This window comes from Tannerella serpentiformis, assembly GCF_003033925.1.
Classification (GTDB): Bacteria; Bacteroidota; Bacteroidia; order Bacteroidales; family Tannerellaceae; genus Tannerella; species Tannerella serpentiformis.
Genome location: NZ_CP028365.1, coordinates 161,608 through 182,559 on the forward strand (window position 1 = coordinate 161,608; position 20,952 = coordinate 182,559).

Genomic DNA, 20,952 nt, shown 5'->3' on the forward strand with positions numbered 1-20,952 from the left:
AGAAAGTCAAGGCGCCAAGGGGCGCCGGCCAAGTTTGCTGGGTACGCATCAAGCATGACGATACGGGATATTCCCGTCTTCGTCGATCAGCAGGATGGTGAGATGACCGTCGGGGAGCAGGGGGGCGCAGTGGCGGTGGCAGAGGCGAAGCAGGGCGGGGAAGAACCGATCGCGGTCGTTGTCGGTGAGGGCGTGCCACAGCTCGCGGGCCAACGTGATGCCCGTGATAGCTTCGCTGGCCGACGGCGAGCAGCCCGACTCGGCAGCGACCGTTTGCAGAAATGCCTTATTCATCACCACCTTCTTGCTGTGCGTATCCAACGAGCCCTCGGCCAGCTTCACCGCCTTGCCGACCATGATGCCCATCGTCACGTTCGGGATACCAAGTTCCGCGGCGATCTTCAGCGTCTCGCCGATGAAGTTGCCGAAGTGGACGAACGCTTGCGCGGGCAGGTCGGGGTATTCGGCCTTGACGAAACGCTCGCTGCGAGCGCCGGAATTGATGACCAAGCGCTCAGGACTGAGGGCACGGCAGACCTCCACTTCGCGGCGGATGGAGCGGACGAAGGCGTCTGACGAGAAAGGCATGACGATGCCTGACGTACCGACGATGGAGATACCGTCCACGATGCCGAGCTTCGGGTTAAACGTCTGCCGAGCAATCTTCTCCCCATCGGGCACGGCGATCGTCACGTCCAAGGGGGCATCGCAGAGCGCCGTCAGCTCGCGGGTGATCATCTCGCGCGGCGTGCGATTGATGGCCGGGCCACCGATCTCGAGGCCAAGGCCGGGCAACGTCACACGACCCACGCCCTCACCTTGTAGGAAGCGGATCCCCTCCCCTTCCTCGTCACGGAGCGCCACCGTTGCGCAGATCTTGCAGCCGTTCGTCACGTCCGGATCGTCGCCCGCATCCTTGATCACTGCGGCCGTTGCCTCTCGCTCGCCGAGGTGCGTCTCGGCTATGGGTAGCGTCATCACCTCGCCGTCGGGCAGGGCATACGACACCTCGCTTTGCTCCTCGCCCGTGAGCAACGCCATCAGCGCCGCCTTAGCCGCAGCCGTGGCACACGATCCGGTGGTGTAGCCGCTGCGCAGCGGGAAGAAGCCGGGCACGAAGCGCTCGATCTGTTTGCGAAAGCCGTGGCGCCCCGTGACGGTGACAAACCCCGCGGGCATCGGCGGACGGCGGACAGCGTACACGGCAATGCCCAGCTTATGCGCCGCCTCGACCTTATCGATAAAGCCTCCCGACTCGCCACTCTCCTTCGTCAGTATGGCCTGCGGACGCACGCGCTCAAGCAGCGCCTCGTCGCCGCCGGGTTCGTAATAGACGATCCGCTCACGCGGGAAACCCTGCCGCTCGGCCAACGCGAGCGATGTGGGCAGGTCGAGGATGCGGAAGATGCACGCGTCGTGCGCCTGCCAATACGCCCGCAACCGGCCGATGGTCTGCACGCCGGTCAGGGCCAGCAGTCGGGTGACGCCGTCCGCCTCCATCCGACGGATGGCATCGTCGTAATCATCGCACCAAATGATGTCCGCACTGCGCGGCGGATAGACGCGCTCGTAACGTACCACCGGCAGCGAGAGCCGTTCGGCCACGACGGCCACCGTTCGATGCAGCACCTCGGCAAAGGGATGGGCGGCATCGACCAGCAGCCGGATCTCCTTCTCCCGACAGAACGCCTCCATCGCCTCCTCATCCATCGCACCCGTGAGGCGGGTGCCATGATGACAATCCACCTGCTGGTGCGCGTCGCGCGTCGAATAGAAATACGGACTGCCCGCCTCGTCGGCCGTCTTCACGGCGGCGCGCCCCTCGGTCGTCCCCCCAAGGATCAGGATCATGGCCGGAAGAGGTGCTTAAAGTCCGACGCGTAGAGGTGCGACAGCCCCTGCCGGTTGTCGATCGCCTCGCCGACGACGAGCATCGTGGTCAGCGTAAGGTGATTCTCCTTGACGATCTGTGCCAGGTCTTTGAGTTGCCCGCGATAGATGCGCTCATCGCGCCACGTCAATTTATAACAAGCCGCCACGGGTGTCTCGGGCGGATAAGCCTGAAGCAGCTCGGCCTGCACGTCGTCCACGATGGCGGCGCTGAGGTAGATACACATCGTGCTCTGCGAGCGGGCCAGGAGGTGCAATTTCTCACGCTCCGGCATCGGCGTGCGCCCCTCGCCGCGGGTGAGGATGATGGTCTGCACGCGCTCAGGGATGGTGAATTGCGAGCGGAGTGCGGCGGCTGCGGCCTGGAAGGAGGAGATGCCGGGCGTGATGTGGTAACGCATGCCGTAACGGTCGAAGAAGGCCATCTGCTCCTGGATGGCGCCGTAGATGCAGGGGTCGCCGGTGTGGAGGCGGACGATGAAGAGGCCACGGTCGTAGAAGGCTTTCATCGTCTCAAACTGCTCCTCGAGCGTCATACCGGCCGAGCTACGCACCGTGGCGCCGGGCTTGGCGTACTCCGTCAGTTCGCGGGGCACGAGACTGCCGGCGTAGAGGATCAGGTCGGCCGTCTCGAGCAGGCGTTTGCCGCGTACGGAGACGAGCTCTGGGTCGCCCGGCCCAGCGCCGACGATCTCGATGAAGCCACCACGCTGCGCATCGGCGTCGAGGGCCACAGCCAAGGTGAAGTCGCTCGAAGCGCTCAACACGCCCTTCTGCTTCTCCATGACGAGTGGCCCGAAGCCGGAAGCCCGTTGCGCGGTGCTCTCGGATACGCCCCAAACGCCCGTCGTGTCGAACACCTTCTGCGAGGGGTTGGGCACGGTGATGTCGGCCAATTCGTCTGCCCGATAAACGTGCTTTTCAGCCTCCCAAGCCTGCGCCAGCGCGTGGAAGAGCGGCTCGTCTTTCTTCAGCTCGATGGTGGCGACGGAGCGGATGGCGAGCGGCGAGAGTCGGTGCGCCTCCATGACGGCGGCCATGTGTTCGGCCACGCCCTCGGGCGCACTGTCGCGGCGGCAACCGATGCCGACGTGCAGCACGCGCGGCCGGTAATAGAGGATGGGCACGTCGGCGGTGTAGATAAAGGGCGTGACGGCGATGATGAGCCGAAACGCCTCGGGGCGGATGTTCTCAAAGCGGTAGAAGACGCTGACGTGCTCGGGCAGGGTGCGCTCCAGATAGTCCGTGCCGCGATCCTTCACATCGAGCAGCAGGGCGGTGGGTTGGTTGCCGACGAAGAGGGAGATCATATTATTCATCTCTGCATGCGACATAACCGGCGTATTGCTGCGTTGCCTGCGACATTCGGGATCGGTCATGTACTTCTTGTACACTCCCTCCCCCTTAGTCTGGGCGCCTTGCACTCCATCCGGTTCTGCACGCATGCAGCCCGTTGTTATTTCCGTGCGCCAGTCGAAACGTCGGGCCAGGGTGTCGAGTGCCCAGAGGCCGGTGTTGTCGCTCTGTGTGGTGACGACGGCCTCGCCGCCGGTGATGGCGGCCACGCGCCGTGCCCAGTCGTTGGCCCCACCGATGTGGCCCGACAGGACGGAGATGACAAAGCGCCCGGTGCTGTCGACACAGAGGATGGCCGGGTCGGTGTACTTATCCTTAATAAAGGGGGCGATGCTGCGGATGCAGATGCCCATCGCGCCGATAAAGACGAAGAGATCGTACTCCCGGAAGTGCGCGGCCATGAATTGCGCATACGAGGGGAAGGTCTGGCACCCCTCGAGGGAGTGGGTGGTGAACACTGGCGCATCCCCCAGCTCGTGACTGATGAGGCGCGCCGTCGGAAGTCCACCTTCCGACACTAAGATGATGGCGATGTTTTCTTTCATTGAATGATGGTGTAATTAGAGGGTGGAATCATTTATAATGACTCAAGAAACCTAATGGCTTCCTTGGCATCGCGGCAAGAGGTGAACTCGCCTCTGTTATGTTGCTCCCTCGAACGTCTGATTCTTTCTTCTGCTTCAATAGATAGGGCGATATCTTCTTTCATATGATGATTTCTATGCCATGAGAACAATCAAACCTCTTGATTTGATTCGAAACACGGACGTGTTTTGCTTCGCGCAGTATGCGCGGCCTCAAACGAGCGCTCGATTGACTTCGCGCAGGCCTCTGCCGAGGCCGGGGAAGTTTTGCTTGGTACCCGGACAAACTTCGCTGCCCCCGCAGGGGCCCTGTTTGGCTTCGTGCAAACTGGATTGACCTAAACAGGCGCCTGTTTGGCGTCGCGCAGACTGGATTGGCCCAAACAGGCGCCTGTTTGGTGTCGCGCAAACTGGACTGACTTAAACAGGCACCTGTTTGGCGTCGCGCAGACTGGATTGGCCCAAACAGGCGCCTGTTTGGTGTCGCGCAAACTGGACTGACTTAAACATGCGCCTGTTTGGCGTCGCGCAAACCGGATTGGCCTAAACAGGCGCCTGTTTGGCGTCGCGCAGACTGGATTGACCTAAACAGGCGCCTGTTTGGCTCCGCACAAACTGGAGTAACCTAAACAGGGGCCCTGTTTGGCTTCAGCGCAAAGTGCAGGCCGCCTTCATCACGTCGATCGCATTGTTCGCGTCGACGGTCAGGCGGACGCACTCCGTGATGCGACGGCCGATGGCGGCGAGTCCGTCGGTAAATAGCTGCCGACTCTCCTCGCTGACGGAGTTGAAGACGATCACGCCGCCGGGGCGCATCACACCGTCGATCTTACGCAGCATGTCCGCCAGTCGCCCACCGTGGCCGCCGATAAAGACGGCGTCGGGAGCGGGCAAGTCGGTCGTGTCGGCCTCCATAAAGTCGCCCATCACCGGCGTGATGCCCGGCGTGCCGAACCGTCGGCAGTTGGCGGCGAGGATCTCCCGACAGCCGGGGCGGATCTCGAAGGCCGTGACGCGGAGGTGTGGGAATTGCAGCCGCGCCTCGACGGACACCGAGCCGGTGCAGAAGCCGACGTCCCACAGCGACGTGCGGTTGTGCAGGTCGAGCATGCTGAGCGAGAGCAGGCGCACGGGCCGCTTGGTGATCATCTTCACGCGGCCGTCGAGCAGGTGGAACTCGCTCTCGGGGATACCGAACGGGCGTGGCCGCCGGCGGATGCGTTCCAAGATCAGGTTGTTCGGGTGCGTGAACGTGGCCGCGGCGGCTTCGGAGAGCGTAAGCGTACGGATGCGCTCGTCCGTCTCGTTGCCGAGGCGCTCACCGGTGTGCATGCGGTAATCGTCGCCGTAGCCGTATTCGATCATCCGACGGGCGATCACGGCGGGCGTCTTCTCGCGGTCGGTGAGGATGCCTAGGAGCGGCCGCCGCTCGATCAGCGCCGCGTCGAAGTCGTCCCACGGCCGGCCGGTGAGCGATACGGGGATCATCTCGTTATACGGCATGCCGAGCCGATGGACAAGCAGTTGCAGCGAGTTGAACGAGGGGCACGTCTCGATCGCGGCGTCGGGGAAGACGCGGCGAAGCGTGACGGCGTAACCGAAGAAAAGCGGGTCGCCGGAGGCAAAGACGATGATGTCGCGGTGGTCGCGGTACTGCTCGAAGACGCGATCCAAGGGCACCGTGATATCGATCCACACGGCGCCCTCGGGGAGCCACCCACCGACGATCTCGCGGTGACGGCGTCCGCCGGAGAAGACGTGTCCGCGGGCGATGCGTTCGCGCACCGCGGCGGGCAGTTGGACGTCGCGCTCGTCGCTGATACCGACGACGTAGAACGTGCGTCGCGGCTCAGACATCGCGTCCCGGGCGCAGTTGCGCCGCGTCGTTAAAGGTGAGGGCGGAGTTGACGAGCGTCGCGGCGAGGTTGCTGCCGCCCTTGCGTCCCTCGATGATCACCTTGGGGATGTCCGTGAACGGCTTCACCATCTCCTTGCTCTCGCAGACGTGCACGAAGCCCACGGGTGCCGCCACGATGCCGCTCGGCCGCGCCTTGCCGCGACGGATCAAGGTGCACAGCTCCATCAGCGCCGTGGGCGCGTTCCCGAAGGCAAAGAGTGCGTCGGGATGTTCCTCTACGGCCACGCGGATGCCGGCCTGTGCGCGGGTGATGCCCTTCTCGGCCGCCATCTTCACGGCGCGTTCGTCAGCCAGGTAGCACTTGGCCTCGATGCCCATGCGTTGCAGCGCGCCCTTGCGGATGCCGGACATCACCATCGTCACGTCAGTCACGATCGTCCGCGTACGCCCCGAGCTGAGTCGCTCGTACATCTCGGCCACGGCGCCCGGATCAGTCCAGAGCAGGCGCTCCATGTCGAAGTCGGCCGTCGTGTGGATAGCGTGCAGCATCGCCCACTTACGGTCGAGCGGGATGTCGGGATGCTTCAGCTCACGCTCGATGGTACGGAAGCTCTCGATCATAATCCCCTGCCCGACGTTGACGCCCTCCTCACGCTCCATCTCGCGGTAGTATCCGCGTGGCGTGACGAAGGTGTTGCCTACGGCGTACGATTGCGAGTTGCCGATCAGCACGACGGTGAACATGTCCGCCTGCTCGGGGTCAAAGTCGGCCAACGTGGTGACGGTCGTCGTCTCGCCGTCTCGCCCAGCCTGCCGCACGATTCCCACGGGCGTCTCCGGTGCACGACGTGCCAGGAAGAGTTCCTTCAGGCGATAGAGTTGCCAGTATCGGCTGTCGCTTTTCGGGTTATACACGGCCGTAATGAAGTCGGCCTCTGCTGCGGCAATGATGCGCCGTTCGATGAGTAGCCACGGCGTCATGAGATCGGAAAGGGAGATGACGCAGAAGTCGTGTCCCATCGGTGCGCCGAGCAATGCGCCGGCCTTCTGGAAAGCGCTGATGCCGGGCAACACCTCCACCTCTACGTGGCTGCCGCGCTTGTGTTTCATCTCAAGAATGAGGGAGGCCATGCCGTAAATCCCCGCGTCGCCGGAGCTGATGACGCAGACGGTACGCCCCTCCTCAGCCACACGGAAGGCTTCCTCGGCGCGGCGTCGCTCCTGCTTCATGCCGCTGTCGATGCGGAGTGCGTCCGCAGGCAAATAAGCCTCGATAAAAGGGAAATAGTAATGATAGCCGACGACCGCGTCGCAGTGTCGGAGTGCATCGATGACGGCCGACGTGATGTCGCCTGTCGATCCGGGCCCGATGCCGGCCACAATGATTCTTGCTTGATTCATTTAGGTGTAGTGAAAATCTATAATCTGAAAACTAAAAACGGTGGAGCGGCCATCCGAGGTCTTCGCCCATCCGTAGCTGATGCTAATTCAATCATCAAGGCTCTTCAGCCATCGCTTGCCAGAGGGAGTGTAGAGCCAAAGCCATATTCCAACGGCGATAACATCGATCACTGCAAATACTATTATTAGAGAGGTCATATCCTTCTACTTTAGAACCTTATTTCCTATCGATACGAATACTATGGTGCCGGAGATTCCTAATGCCACCGCGATAATGACTGCGGGTATGGAAACTTCTCCTTCGGCTTTTCCTTGAAATAACGGCGACAATCCGCCTAATACAAACGCGGCAAAAACCAACTTGGCAAAGTCGAAAAACAACTTGCCCAACAGCTCGCGGCGCGTCTTTTCTTTCTCCCGTTTGTCCTTCTGTCGTTGTAACGCCTTCTCCATGCGGTGCTAATTGCCTTCGCCCCGATTCTCCGCCACGTCTTCTCGCCTCTTTCGCTTGTATCCGAAGGCCTGCCAACGCTCCTCAGAGGCTCCGGCGAGGTGTAAGTCGTAGCGCGCCATCGTAAAAAAGAGGTCGGAGAGGCGATTGATGTACGACATGATCTGTGCGGGCAGCGCATCGAGCTTATTGAGCGTGCACAGGCGACGTTCAGCGCGTCGAGCGGCTACGCGCGCTTGATGACAGAGGGCAGATATTTCTGTGCCGCCAGGAAGGATAAAGTAACCTTCGCCGTCAGCCATTAGCAACGTCATTGCATCTATCCACGATTCGCATTGTGCCGAAAGATCGTCTGGCAACACGTTCGGGTTGAGGTGTCGCACGGAAGACGGAGTGGCGACGTGTGACATAACAACCATAAGCGTCCGTTGCACGTCATGCAACATGAATTGCCACTCGTGCGAGGCATTGAGTCGGGCGCGCAAAAGGCCAATAGCCACGTTTAACTCGTCAAGACAGCCATTGGCTTCGATACGTGGATCGTCCTTGTCGACACGGGATCCGCCGTGAAGCCCGGTACGTCCGCGGTCGCCATTTTTCGTGTAGATCTTCATTGCGTGGGTCGAGAATAGAGGGATGTATATATAATGTGTAGCCAAAAATCAAAACTCGCGGGCAAAGATAGGCTCGGGGGCATGAGCTGCAAGCATGGGGGCGGAAAGTTGGGCCTCCTGACAGGTTGCACGGGAATAGCTATCGGTTTTCGGCCGTGCCGTACTTTTGTCCGCTGAAAGAATCAAATAAGTAGTTCACAATGAAAGAGTGCACCTATCCTCCAAAGACGAAACAAGGCCACGTGAAAGAACCCATGGCTGAATATGAAGTGGATACGAGGGCCGATGAAGATGACATCGCCCCTTTTCTTCGTGTGCCTATCGAGGAACTCCGGCGGCAGGTCTACGAAAGTTATGAAGGATGGCTGCGTGGCGAACGCACCTATACGACCGATGAAATAAAAAAGATGAGACCTGAATGGACATAAAAGTTCGTTGGACAAAAAGGGCTTGGATCACTTTGAATGAGATCTATTCGTATCATGCAGCAATTAGTGAACAAGGTGCGAGACATTTATTGAAGCGATTATTGAATGCTGCAAAAACGCTTTCCATCTTCTCCACCGCAGGACGAATAGAAACCGATCTGAAGCACCCCATCTCTCCCTATCGATCGTTGCAGACAAGCGCTACAAATTAATCTATCGAATAGAGAATCAAGGTTTGGAAGTCATTATTCATGACGTTTGGCCGTGCAGAAGAGATCCCGAACGCATGTCTTCATCGATCAAGCAAGACTTATGACGAATAGAGCTGAAAAATAGTCTCTTAAAACGTATCACATACAACCCCTAACTATATAATAGAACAATCAAATGGAGAATTTGGCAGACATCGGGCTGATCGGACTCGCCGTGATGGGCGAGAATCTGGTGCTCAATATGGAAAGTAAGGGCTATACGGTGGCCGTGTATAACCGTACGACGGAAAAAGTGGACCATTTCGTGAACGGGAGAGGGCGCGGCAAAAAATTTATCGCCACGCATACGATCGCGGAGTTTTGCAGGGCCATCCGAAGGCCGCGAAAGGTGATGATGCTGGTCAAGGCGGGGCCTGCTGTCGACGATTTGATCGAGCAGCTACTCCCCCACCTCGAATCTGGCGACGTAATTATTGACGGGGGAAATACGCACTTCCCCGATACGATCCGAAGAACGAAGTATGTGGAAAGCAAGGGCTTATTTTACATCGGAACAGGCGTCTCGGGCGGTGAAGAGGGTGCTCTTAACGGCCCGTCGATGATGCCGGGAGGTTCCACGGCCGCATGGCCGCTCGTGAAGCCCATCTTTCAATCCATCTGCGCCAAAGCCGACGGCATGCCTTGCTGCGATTGGGTCGGCGAGGACGGCGCTGGCCACTTTGTCAAGATGGTGCACAACGGCATAGAATATGGCGACATGCAATTGATCTGCGAGACGTACCAAATCATGAAAGATTTGCTCGGAATGTCGAACGCGGAGATGCACGACGTGTTTGCCAAGTGGAACGAGGGAGATTTGGACAGTTACCTGATCGAAATCACCCGAGATATTTTGGCCTATCGCGACGACACGGGCGCATATACGCTCGATTATATCCTCGACGCGGCCGGCCAGAAGGGCACCGGCAAGTGGACAGCCATCGCGGCCCTCGACGAGGGTGTCCCCCTGACGCTAATTACGGAGGCGGTGTTTGCCCGCAGCCTTTCTGCGATGAAAGAGGAACGCGTGGCGGCCTCCGCAGAACTTTCTGGGCCGAAAAAGACGTTCGCGGGCGATCGCGCGGCCTTCCTCAGCGACCTGCACGACGCCCTGTACGCCGCCAAGATCGTTTCTTACGCCCAAGGTTATGCCCTGATGCGTCAGGCGGCCCACACTTACGGCTGGAATCTCAACAACGGCGGCATCGCGCTCATGTGGCGCGGTGGATGCATCATCCGGTCGGTCTTCTTGGGCAAAATTAAGGAGGCATTTGACCGCATGCCGAACCTCACGAACCTTCTTTTGGATCCATTTTTCAAGGAGAAAGTTCTCACGGCCCAATCTGGTTGGCGAAGCGTGGTGGCGTCGGCCGTCACGAACGGAATTCCTGTGCCATCGATGAGCGCGGCGCTTTCCTACTTCGATGGTTACCGCACGGAGCGTCTGCCGGCCAACCTCTTACAGGCGCAGCGCGACTTTTTTGGGGCGCACACTTACGAACGCGTCGATCGTGAGCGCGGAACCTTCTTCCACACCAATTGGACAGGAAAAGGTGGCGACACATCGGCCTCAACCTATACGGCGTGAAGAAATATAGCTAAAAAATGACCGTCCTGCCAGATGTGGAGCTTCATTTTCTCCCTCTGGCAGGACTTTTTTTGCCCCTATCGTCCCTTTTTCCCCTTTAATCTAAACTATTTCCACCTCACAACAAAGAAAAATACTCCCTCAAAATAAGTGCCTCAAAAACACCTCTCAAAAACATGTTCCAGAAATCTTTTCCTGCCGTTTCGCATACTCCTTTTTCGATTCAAATAGAGGTATAATCGATTCTGCATAACCATTTTCCAGATCAAAAAAATGGTCATGCCGTTTCGCATAACATTTTTTCGATTCAAATAGAGGGATAATCGATTTTGCATGACCATTTTTTAGATCAAAAAAAGTGTCATACCATTTCGCATAACCCCAAAATTGATCCTAGGAATAGACCTTTTTGTCCGTCAGGGTAGGGGCGTATTGCATACGCCCCACATGTACATAGATTTCTAATCATACGTTCCTTTTGGGGACATCCTAAGGGGGCGTATGCAATACGCCCCTACAGAAATATCTGCTATATCGTTTCACATGACTATTTTTTAGATCAAAAAAAGGGTCGTTCTATTTCGCATAACTATTTATCGATTCAAATAAAAGGTCAATACATTTTGCATAGGTCTCTGTTTGATCAAAAAAAGGGTCGTGCCATTTCGCATAACTCTTTCTCGATTCCAATAGAGGTATAATCGATTCTGCATGAACATTTTTCAGATCAAAAAAAGGATCATTCCATTTTGCATAACCCCAAAATTGATCTTAGGGATAGATCTTTTCGTCCGTCAGGGTAGGAGCGTATTGCATACGCTCTACATGTATCTGGATTTCTAATCATACGTTCCTTTTGGGGACATCCTAAGGGGGCGTATGCAATACGCCCCTACAGAAATACCTGCTATATCGTTTCGCATGATTATTTTTTAGATCAAAAAGAAAGAGATGAAATTTTTCATGATCATTTTTCAGATCAAAAAAAGGGTCGTGCCATTTCGCATAACTATTGTTCGATTCAAATAGAGGTGTAATCGATTCTGCATGACAATTTTTCGATTCAAAAAGAAGGTCATACAATTTCGCATGACCATTTTTCAGATCAAAAAAAGGGTCATACCATTTTGCATAACCTCAAAATTAATCTTAGAAATAGATCTTTTCATCCGTCAGGGTATAGGCGTATTGAATACGCCCCACATGTACCTGGATTTCTGATCATACGTTTCTTTTGAGGATGCATTGAGGGGGCGTATGCAATACGCCCCTACAGAAATACCTGCTATGTCGTTTCGCATAACCCTTTTTCGATTCAAATAGAGGGATAATCGATTTTGCATGACCATTTTTCGGATCAAAAAGAAGGTCATGTTGTTTCACATGACCCTTTCTCGATTCAAATAAAGGGTCGATACATTTTGCATAGGTCTCTATTTGATCAAAAGGAAGTTCATGCCGTTTTGCATGAACTTTGCTTTGATTCGGGCAAGTCTGAATAGGTTTTGCAGGACTATATCTTGGATCGAAAATACTAAATCACATTCATGTTATTTAGTTGCTCTGATGAAGCAATTAAGAGACATTTTTACAGCTTAATTGCTTCAGTAGAGCAACTAAGAGACATTTTCTCGGCTTAATTGCTTCAGTAGAGCAACTAAGAGACATTTTCTCGGCTTAATTGCTTCAGTAGAGCAACTAAGCAACATTCCTGCAGCTTAATCGCTTCCGGAAGATACACTAAAAAACATTCATCTCGCTTAGTATTTTGAGCGATGGATGGCTTCCTGAAGAGGTGCATGACCCTTTCTATCGGCAAAACGAGGGCGCTGCATTTTTTCGGGGGTCATATATGGGCAAATGAAATTAGTACGCCATTTTTGCAGTCGCCTACATCGGATGATACAAAGGCATTTCATTTTTCAATATCCATTTTTTACTCGCCCATGAGCCATCTTATACTTTCCATCTATGATTTTTTCGCCCGACATAGGGCGCTGCTTTTTGTGCTATTGCTCTTTCTCACAGCTTTTTGCCTCTTTTCGGCTTACCGGTTAGGATTTAAGGAAGACATTGCACGCTTTCTGCCTAACGACAGCGAAAATGCGCGCATAAATAATGCCTATCGGGACGTGATCCTCTCCAATCACATCACGGTTTATTGCAGCGCAACCGACACGACCGACGAAGCGCGGGCCGAACAGGTGGAGGCAATCGACGCGCTGGCCGAACGGCTGCGAACAATGCCCGACGCGGATCGCATACAGCGTCTTCGCTATCGAATTGACCCCGCGGAAATGATGGAGGTGGCTGAATTTGTGACAGATAACATGCCGTACTTTCTCACCGATGAGGATTATCAGCGAATAGATTCCACGCTGAACCGCACGGCCATCGCTCGTCGCTTGGAGGCGGATCGGGACATCCTCACCTCGTCCGTCGGCATGATTTTAAGGCCGCAGCTATTGGCCGACCCCCTCCGATTGACCGAAGGGGCGGTGGATCGGCTTCGCAACATGCAAGCTGGCGGACGTTTTAGCCTCTTTCAGGATCACATCTTTGCCGATGACGGGCGTGCATTGCTCATGATCGAATGCAGCATCCCCGCCAGCGAAACATCTGCGAATGAGCGCTTTATCAAGAACCTCAAAACGTGCATGGCGGAGACCGAACGGGAGTTCAAGGGTGTCTCATTCCATAGTTTTGGAGCCGTGGAAATCTCCCTCTCCAACGCCAATCGGATTAGACAAGACGCGCTGTTCACGGGCATCCTTTCGGCCGTCATTATTCTTGCGCTCCTCATTTATTCCTTCCGGAGTGCGCGAGAAATAGGTCTTGTGTTTGCAGCCGTCCTTTTCGGTGGACTTTTTGCGCTTGCTGCGCTTCATCTTATTCGCGGCGAGGCCTCTACAATTGCCGTTGGCATTAGTTCCATCATCTTCGGTATCGCAATAAACTATCCGCTGCATTTCATTGGCCATCACCATCATACGCCCGACCCCCGTGCAGTAATAAAAGACATCGTCCGGCCCCTAACCGTGGGTAATGTGACTACGGTTAGCGCCTTTATGAGCCTTGTTTTTATCAATTCAGATGCGATGCGAGATCTCGGTTGGTTTGCATCGCTTCTGCTCGTTGGGACGATCCTTTTTGTGCTCCTTTTTTTGCCCCATTTACTTCCGCATAGGGCCGTCCCACGCCCTGATTATTCGCCTTTTAGATGGTTTACGTCTCGCCCGTGGGGAAGTAATCGCGTGGTGATCGGCGCGGTGGTCTTTCTCACCATTTTATTGAGCTTTTTTTCTGACGGATCGTCTTTTGAGGCCGATATGGCACGCATTAATTACATGACGGACGCCCATCGGAAAGATTTTGCGCACCTGCGGGCCATGTTGAGCGAAAATCAACACATTCTTTATTACGTGACGGAAGGCGCCACGCCCGATTCGGCCTTAGAAGCCAACGAACAGAGTCTCGCGGCCCTCGCTGACCTGAAAAAAAGAGGCGATATCAGTCGCGTGGGAGGCATTGACGGCCTGATTCCTTCGCGCGCTCGTCAAGCAGAGCGTCTCGGCCGGTGGGAGGCTTTTTGGAAAACGCGGCGAGACTCTGTGCTACATATTTTGAATGAAGAGGCTTCTCGGCTGGGTTTTCGTGCCGACGCATTCGGTGCTTTCAATGCGTCCGTAAGCCGATCGTGGTCGATCGAAGGGCTTGAATTTTTCAATCCCCTTCGCCAGACCGTAGGCGGAAGCTATGTATTTGAGCGGCCCGAAAAAACGATGATTGTCAACCTCTTGTATCTTGACGCCGACCGTGCTCCGGCCGTAGAAAAGGCCCTGAACGATCGCAACACCGCCTCTATCGCCTTTGATGCTGAGTCGATGACCCGCCGCATGATCGCCTCCCTGTCGGATAACTTCAATTATGTCCTCTACGTCTGCGGTTTCATCGTTTTTATCTTCCTGCTGTTCTCCCTGGGTCGGCTCGAACTCAGTTTGATAGCCTTTCTACCCCTCGCGCTCAGTTGGGTTTGGATTCTTGGATTGATGGGCATTTTCGACATGAAATTCAACATCGTAAATATCATCCTGGCCACGTTTATATTCGGTCAAGGCGACGATTACACCATCTTCATGACGGAAGGACTCATTTATGAGTACACTTATCGGCGCCGCACTTTGGCATCATACAAAGACAGCATAGCCCTTTCTGCCGCCATTATGTTTGTGGGCATGGGTGCGATGATTTTTGCCCGTCACCCAGCGCTTCGTTCCCTCGGCGAGGTAACCGTGGTGGGGATGTTTTCCGTGGTAGTTATGGCGTACATTTTTCCGCCCTTTCTTTTTGGTTTCCTGACGTCTACGCGCGGGAAAGCTCGCCGCATGCCTGTAACACTCCGCAATTTGCTCATAAGCATCTATGCGTTTACGTATTTCCTCGTCTTGAGTTTTGGATTGACCGTTGTAGGATGGGTGATGTTCACTTTGGGCAAAAAAACGAGTCGTAAAAAAGCGGCTTACCATCGCATGCTTTACAGCGTGGCCCGTTTCACCATGCACCACTTCCCCCAAGTGCGTACTACGGTGGAGAACACCTGCGGCGAGGATTTTCGCCGGCCATCTATCATCCTGTGTAACCACCAGTCTCACCTCGACCTCATGTGTTTACTCATGCTCACCCCCAAGCTCATCATTTTGACGAACGATTGGGTGTGGCATTCTCCCTTCTATGGCCAATTGATCCGTTACGCAGACTTTTATCCTGTCACGGAGGGACTCGACCGCACTTTGGAACACCTGCGCGAGGCCAAACATCAGGGTTACTCCATTGCAATCTTCCCGGAGGGCACCCGCTCCCCAGATTGCTCGCTATTGCGCTTCCGGCGAGGTGCATTTTTTCTGGCTGAACAATTAAATATGGACCTGCTACCCGTCGTGCTTCACGGTACGGGACATGTTTTACCCAAGCAAGACTTCATGCTTCGCCGTGGCAGCATTCACGTTCGCGTGCTCCCTCGCATCACCCCCGCTGACACGCGTTTTGGCACGGACCACATCGCACGGGCCCGCCAGCTTCGCCAATTCTATCGTGCGGAATACGAGGCCCTTTGCCGCCGCGTAGAAACGCCCGCGTACTTCTCCGACCTTGTCCTCCACAACTATATTTATAAGGGGCCATCCGTCGAACGAGCTGTTCGCTACGCATTAAGCCAGCACGACAACTACACGGCCGAAATTTCCGCCCTGCCCGACAGCGGCGAAGTGACCCTACGCAATACCGGCTACGGGGAGCAGCCCTTACTCGCTGCACTCGTCAAGCCCCATCTACGAATCACCGCCGTAGAACCCGACGACGATCGCCGTGCCATCGCCATGCATTGCGCCGCCCGCCCCGACAATCTCCAGTACGTCAGCGAGACCTAATCCGCCCCGCACCCTTCCCTATCGCCCATAAAAAAGTCCCCCGCGCTAAGGATTGCTCCTTGCCCGGGGGACTTCTTTGGATATGCCGAATGGCGAATGGCCAATACTTAGCCCAATTCAAGCGTTGCCATTGGCCATTAATCGTTAGCCGTTAAAAGATTACTCCACGGCAACCTTCTCGGTCAGCGATCCGACGCGAACGATGTAGATACCCGACGGAAGCGATACAGACGTGTCGCCAGCGGGAGCAGTGAAGGAGCGAACGAGCGTACCCGAGACCGCGTAGATCTGTACGTCATCCGACGCGGGCAGCGACAGGTGCAACTGGCCAGCGGTGGCGTACACCTTCAGGCCGGAGAACTCCATGTTTGCTTGCGGGATAAGTACGTCGATGATGCTGGTGGCCTTTACGCCGCTGCCGTCAGCTGCGGTGGCGGTGATCGTCACTTTGCCCTTCTTACGACCGATGGTGACGAGTCCCTTGGCGTCAACTTTGGCGATCGAGGTGTCGCTGCTGGCCCATGTCACGTTTTTGTTCGTCGCGTTGTCTGGCTTGACAGCTACCGAGAGCTGTACGTTCTTCTCTCCGTTGATGGTCACGTTCGGACGGTTCATTGTCAGGGACGTTACCTTGACCTCGGCGGCGCGCGGCGTCATTTTACCGCTGACGTTGTACTGCTTGATGACGACTGTGTCAAGGGCCACGCCATTGGTGGTTTTGAGGATCAGCAGCGCCTCACGAGAAAGCTGTGTCTTGTTCGGCTTGACGACGATCTTGACAGTGCCGTTGTAGCGGGAAGGTCCTGCCTCGCGGTCGTAGTTAACGGTGAGCCAGGTGAGCGTTGTGTCCGTGCCGGATACGCCCACGCGAAGCAGCTCAGCAGTTGCAGCGGGGGCAGCCGCCACTTCGCTCAGCGTAGGCAGCCAGGGTTGTTCGCTGTTGACGGTAACGGTACGCTCGCCACCCTTTTCGGAGGTCGACTCGAAGAGATTCTTGTCGTAGACGGTGGAGAAAGTGCCGTCCTGGGTGAGGGTGAACGAGGCAGCTTCTTTTCCCAGCTTGGTGAGGACGGTAACGGTGGCCGTACGCGGCTGGATGCTGGGGTTCTTTCCGGCAGCGCGGAAGGTGATCAGGGTGTCGTTGACCGCCCCCGTGGCAGCCTTCTTCTTATCGACGCGGAGCCAGTCGGCTGAGATGCGAATGTTCCACTTGGCGGAGCCACTGATGCGGACCTCTTTCGTACCGCCGTTGACGGGGATTGTTCCCGGGGTAATGATTTGGACATTGATCTGGTTGCCCGTCTGGGTGACTTTGCGCGTTTGGACGAGTGCGCCGCCGTAGTAAACACGGACGTAGCCTATGCGCGGACCGCCCGTCTCGTTAGCCTTGACGAGGAACTTGAAGGTGCGCGTGCCGCCGGCATAGCTGATGGAGTCCTTCTCCACCTCGGCTTCTTTGATCTTTAGCCAATCTGTGTTGCGGGTGGACACGGCATAATTTGCGCTGCCGCTGAGGGCGAGGGCGAACTCTCCGCCAGCAGCGTCCACGGGCTCGGGCAGACCGTTGATATTGAAGCTAAAATCGGTGGCAGACTGGCTGACGTTAGCCGTCCGCGTGATTTTGGGCACGCCCGTTTGCTCTGTCTCGACGGTGATCTTGGCCGTGCGACCGATGGTGGCGAGGTTCGGCAGGACGCGCACGGTAACGGTCTGGTCGTTGCCGCCCTGGCGGGCTGTCTGCGGGTTGCCCTGCGTGTCGAGGAACTGGATCCAGGGGCCGGCGTCGGACGTGATTCGCCAGCGGACGTTGCTCTTGACCTTGATCGAGATATTGCTGCCGGTGAAGGGCACATTCCGCAGCTGGGCGGTGTCTTCGAGCTCGAGGACGGCGCTTCCCGCGGCCTGATTGACGGTGACGGTGACGGTCGTGTCGTTTGCGGCAGTCTTGAGTGTCACGGTGGCCGAGCGGGCGGCGGAGGTGTTGGTGGTGTAGGTGAGGGTCACGCTACCGTTACCCGTTCCCGTCGTGGCACCCTCGGCGCTGAGCCAGTTTTGTCCGGCTTGCACGGTGGCCACCCAAGCGACGTTGGAGGCGATGTTGATCGTGTCCCTACCCGATCCGCCAGAAGCGGGGTTGGAGAAGGTTGTCGGGGTGACGGTGAAGGTGCGAGGCGTGCCAGCGGCGGGTTTGATGTGCAACCGGTAGTTGCTTGTAAAGTTTCCATCGTCTGTCTTCACTTGAATGACGGCATCACCCACAGTAAGCGGTTTTACCGTGGCCGTAAGTCCCGAGCCCGGCTCGACGGCGGCCACTGTGGGAGTCAGACTTTCCCAAAAAACAGTCTTATTTGTCGCCGTGTCCGGGGTGATGGTCGCCGTGATTGTGCGATTACCACTGTTGAGGACAACGGTGTCCTTATCCGGAGAAAAGCTCACGCCTGTAACGGGCACTGCGGCGGCATTGACAGTTACATTACAAGAGGCCGTGAAGTTACCATCGGCCGTCTTTACGCTAATCGTGGCTGAGCCTGCAGTGAGTGGAGTAACCGTAGCCGTAAGACCGCTTCCGGAGACGGATGCTACCCCTGATGCAGAGGTTTCCCAAGTTACGCTCTTGTTCGAGGCGTTGATAGGAGCGACGGCTGCGGTCAGCGACAGGGTGGCTCCGCTCGCGGTAAGCGTTTCGTTAGATTTGTTCAGAGAGACTCCCGTAACGGCTATCGTGGCCGGCGCTTGGGCCTTCTGGCTGATCGTAATTATCTGCTTCAAAGCGGAACTATCCGTGGCGTAAACTTCGATTGTAGCTGTACGTGGGGAAGAGGTCGTGTTGACAGCGACATCTACGGTCACCGATCCTACACCCTTAGACCCGCTGGTTTGGGAGAGCGTAATCCAAGCGGGAACGGTTGACACTGACCACGCGGTATCGCTTTGGATAGTGAGAGTCACCGTGCCTCCAGTGTCGGCCACGCTGTCGGTTGGGGCGGCCGTGACGGTCAACTGCTTCGGTGCAGGCGCCGGGGCCGGAGCGGGGGCGGCCCAAGGTGCGAGATTCATTTCGCTGGCGGCCCAGAGGGAGCCGCCGATCGTGGTGAGGCAGGCCAGCGCCACGATCCAAGGGGTTGTTCTTTTCATTTTCGTAGATATTTTGTTGTGTGTGTAATACGTGATCTGTGATGCGAAAAACGCAGCCAAACGCTGCGTCGGGGAAGCTAAAAAATGAAAAACGGAAAGCTAAAAACAAGTCGGGGAAACGGATAAGTGAAAAATCAAAAGCTAAAATCAGTAGGACTCACGCGTAAACCACAAAACGAATAGCTAAAAACAGTAGGGCTCACGCGTAAACCGTAAAGCGAATAGCCAAAAACAGTAGGGCCCACGCGTAAACCACAAAACGAATAGCTAAAAACAGTAGGACTCACGCGCAAACCACAAAGCGAATAGCCAAAAACAGTAGGGCACACGCGCAAACCGCAAAGCGAATAGCCAAAAACAGTAGGACTCAAGCGTAAGACGCAAAACGAAAAACGGCCGGGCACCTGCGGGGTGAACGCATGCGCACGGCGTTTCTCGCTCTTAGACCATTGTCTCTCGTCTCGTCTTACTCTTCCGGAAGGTGGATGTCGGGGCCTCCGTCGCTGCCGCCCGGTTTGGGTTGTTCGCCGCCCGGTTTGGGCTGCTCGCCGGGGCCGGTGCCGGGCTGCTTGGGGTCCTTCGGATCCTTGGGCGCGTCGGGCTTTTTCGGGTCCTTGGGGTCTTTCGGATCGGCCGGCTTTTTGGGCTCCTTCGGCTCCTTGGGTCCCTTGGGATGCTTCTCGGCGGCGGATTTCTTCTGGGCCTCACTGACGTTGTGGCGCGACTTGTAGCGGAGGGTGACCTGGTTCATCTGTTCGGCCAGGGCCTCGATGGCCGTGCGTTCCTCGTCCTTGGTGGTGGTCAAGTAGTTGGCTTGGAGCACCTGGCAGGCCACCAGATGGATCTTGTCGATGGCATCTCGGACGTCCCGAATGGACGGCAACTTGCTGCGTTCGATGATTTCGGCGTCGCTGGCTCCGCCCAGGGTCATGTATTCCGCGTTGACGGTGTGCAGTTGGCTCAGGGTGTCGGTGAGTCCCACGGCTGCCACGTCGGCCGGGGCCTTACCGAGGTCTTTTTCCAGCCCCAGGATGAGCCCGGATTTGATGTCGCAGCGCTTGTCGCGTGCTCCCAGATAGGGGGCCACGATGATGCTGAGGCGTTCGGCGGCTTCGATGGTCTCCTTCTTGGGCGCGTACTTCTGCTGGCGGATCATGCCGAAGAGGTGTATCAGCAGGCGGTCGCGCTCCTGATCTTTCTTCTGCTTGGCTTTGGTAAGGCCCGAAGTGGCGGTGACCTTGTTGATCTCCATCCCGACACCGTTCAGGCGATCCCACTCCTCAGCCATGCCGGCCGGCAGTTTGATCTTCGTTTGGTCGGCTGCCTTGACGTGCTTGAAAAGCTCTACTTGATAGGGTACATACTCCTCTGCGGAGAATCTCGAGGTGTTGGCTACGATAAAGTTTACTGTTTTTGGGAGCTCGTAGCTGCTCACTTTTTCTTTCGACATAACATTACATGGTCTAGAATTGTGTGCAAATATGGTGAATTTTACTCGAACAAATCTCTCATTGTCTGAAGCGCGAAAAAACGTCTCTTTCGGGAAGCCTCTCCCACCTCAGACAAGGGGCGATCTGACGGCCCCAAAGGTACAACCATTTCTGACATAGAGAAGCTCTGCATGCAAAAAACTTTTACGGTCTCTGTCAATAAGAGATTTTAGACCCCCAAAGGTGACACTTTTTCAGACATAGAAAGGCTTCACGCATAGAAAACCCTTACAGCCTCTGTCAATAAGAGGTTCCGAGCCTTCGAAGGTGACACTGTCTCGGGCGCGAGGAGACTTCACCCCTCGGAGGGAGTCATTGTCTGAGATAATAATAAACAACTCATGCAGGTATTCAATGTTTCCGGAGACGATAATAAATATCGACGCTCTTATTTATCGTTGATTCGATCAATGATAGATAGTTAGATTAGGTATTTATCATTGTCTCAGACAATATTGAATACCTTAATCAGGCATTTAG

Annotated in this window: 11 protein-coding genes; 3 read left to right on the forward strand and 8 right to left on the reverse strand. The window is 56.0% G+C overall.

Annotated elements, in window-relative coordinates; genetic code table 11:
- Nucleotides 1-48 precede the first annotated feature (48 nt).
- From cbiD to C7123_RS00730, 6 genes are all read right to left on the reverse strand, one after another.
- Complete coding sequence (gene cbiD / locus C7123_RS00700; RefSeq protein ID WP_069175432.1) at nucleotides 49-1,851, reverse strand: cobalt-precorrin-5B (C(1))-methyltransferase CbiD; 1,803 nt, start codon at nucleotides 1,849-1,851, stop codon at nucleotides 49-51.
- Nucleotides 1,848-3,791: a precorrin-4 C(11)-methyltransferase gene (gene cobM, locus C7123_RS00705; protein WP_083206890.1), complete on the reverse strand. Its 1,944-nt coding sequence runs from the start codon at nucleotides 3,789-3,791 to the stop codon at nucleotides 1,848-1,850. The genes cbiD and cobM overlap by 4 nt, the downstream gene beginning before the upstream one ends.
- Nucleotides 3,792-4,478: 687 nt before the next feature.
- Nucleotides 4,479-5,687 carry a bifunctional cobalt-precorrin-7 (C(5))-methyltransferase/cobalt-precorrin-6B (C(15))-methyltransferase gene (locus C7123_RS00715; RefSeq protein ID WP_069175433.1) on the reverse strand — a complete coding sequence of 403 codons (1,209 nt, stop codon included), beginning with the start codon at nucleotides 5,685-5,687 and terminating at the stop codon, nucleotides 4,479-4,481.
- On the reverse strand, nucleotides 5,680-7,089 hold the full coding sequence (gene cobJ, locus C7123_RS00720) for a precorrin-3B C(17)-methyltransferase (RefSeq protein ID WP_069175434.1): 1,410 nt from the start codon (nucleotides 7,087-7,089) through the stop codon (nucleotides 5,680-5,682). Before cobJ ends, C7123_RS00715 begins: the two co-directional genes overlap by 8 nt.
- Before the next feature lie 204 nt (nucleotides 7,090-7,293).
- Complete coding sequence (locus C7123_RS00725; protein WP_069175435.1) at nucleotides 7,294-7,542, reverse strand: hypothetical protein; 249 nt, start codon at nucleotides 7,540-7,542, stop codon at nucleotides 7,294-7,296.
- 6 nt (nucleotides 7,543-7,548) lie between these two features.
- On the reverse strand, nucleotides 7,549-8,154 hold the full coding sequence (locus C7123_RS00730; RefSeq protein ID WP_069175436.1) for a cob(I)yrinic acid a,c-diamide adenosyltransferase: 606 nt from the start codon (nucleotides 8,152-8,154) through the stop codon (nucleotides 7,549-7,551).
- 200 nt (nucleotides 8,155-8,354) lie between these two features.
- Between C7123_RS00730 and C7123_RS00735 the strand changes: the two genes are divergently transcribed.
- From C7123_RS00735 to C7123_RS00745, 3 genes are all read left to right on the forward strand, one after another.
- Complete coding sequence (locus tag C7123_RS00735; protein ID WP_069175437.1) at nucleotides 8,355-8,582, forward strand: hypothetical protein; 228 nt, start codon at nucleotides 8,355-8,357, stop codon at nucleotides 8,580-8,582.
- A 387-nt stretch (nucleotides 8,583-8,969) separates the two neighbouring features.
- The gene (gnd, locus tag C7123_RS00740; protein ID WP_069175438.1) at nucleotides 8,970-10,421 is read left to right on the forward strand and encodes a decarboxylating NADP(+)-dependent phosphogluconate dehydrogenase; all 1,452 of its coding nucleotides are present in this window, start codon (nucleotides 8,970-8,972) and stop codon (nucleotides 10,419-10,421) included.
- A gap of 1,775 nt (nucleotides 10,422-12,196) precedes the next feature.
- The gene (locus C7123_RS00745) at nucleotides 12,197-15,847 is read left to right on the forward strand and encodes a 1-acyl-sn-glycerol-3-phosphate acyltransferase (protein WP_069175440.1); all 3,651 of its coding nucleotides are present in this window, start codon (nucleotides 12,197-12,199) and stop codon (nucleotides 15,845-15,847) included.
- Nucleotides 15,848-16,006: 159 nt separating this feature from the next.
- Here the strand turns inward: C7123_RS00745 and C7123_RS00750 are convergent, their stop codons facing one another.
- Both C7123_RS00750 and C7123_RS00755 read right to left on the reverse strand, forming a co-directional pair.
- Nucleotides 16,007-18,982, reverse strand: coding sequence for a BACON domain-containing protein (locus C7123_RS00750; protein WP_083206891.1), 2,976 nt, complete (start codon nucleotides 18,980-18,982; stop codon nucleotides 16,007-16,009).
- Between the two features lie 466 nt (nucleotides 18,983-19,448).
- Nucleotides 19,449-20,432, reverse strand: coding sequence for a DUF6261 family protein (locus C7123_RS00755; RefSeq protein ID WP_069175444.1), 984 nt, complete (start codon nucleotides 20,430-20,432; stop codon nucleotides 19,449-19,451).
- Between the last annotated feature and the right edge of the window lie 520 nt (nucleotides 20,433-20,952).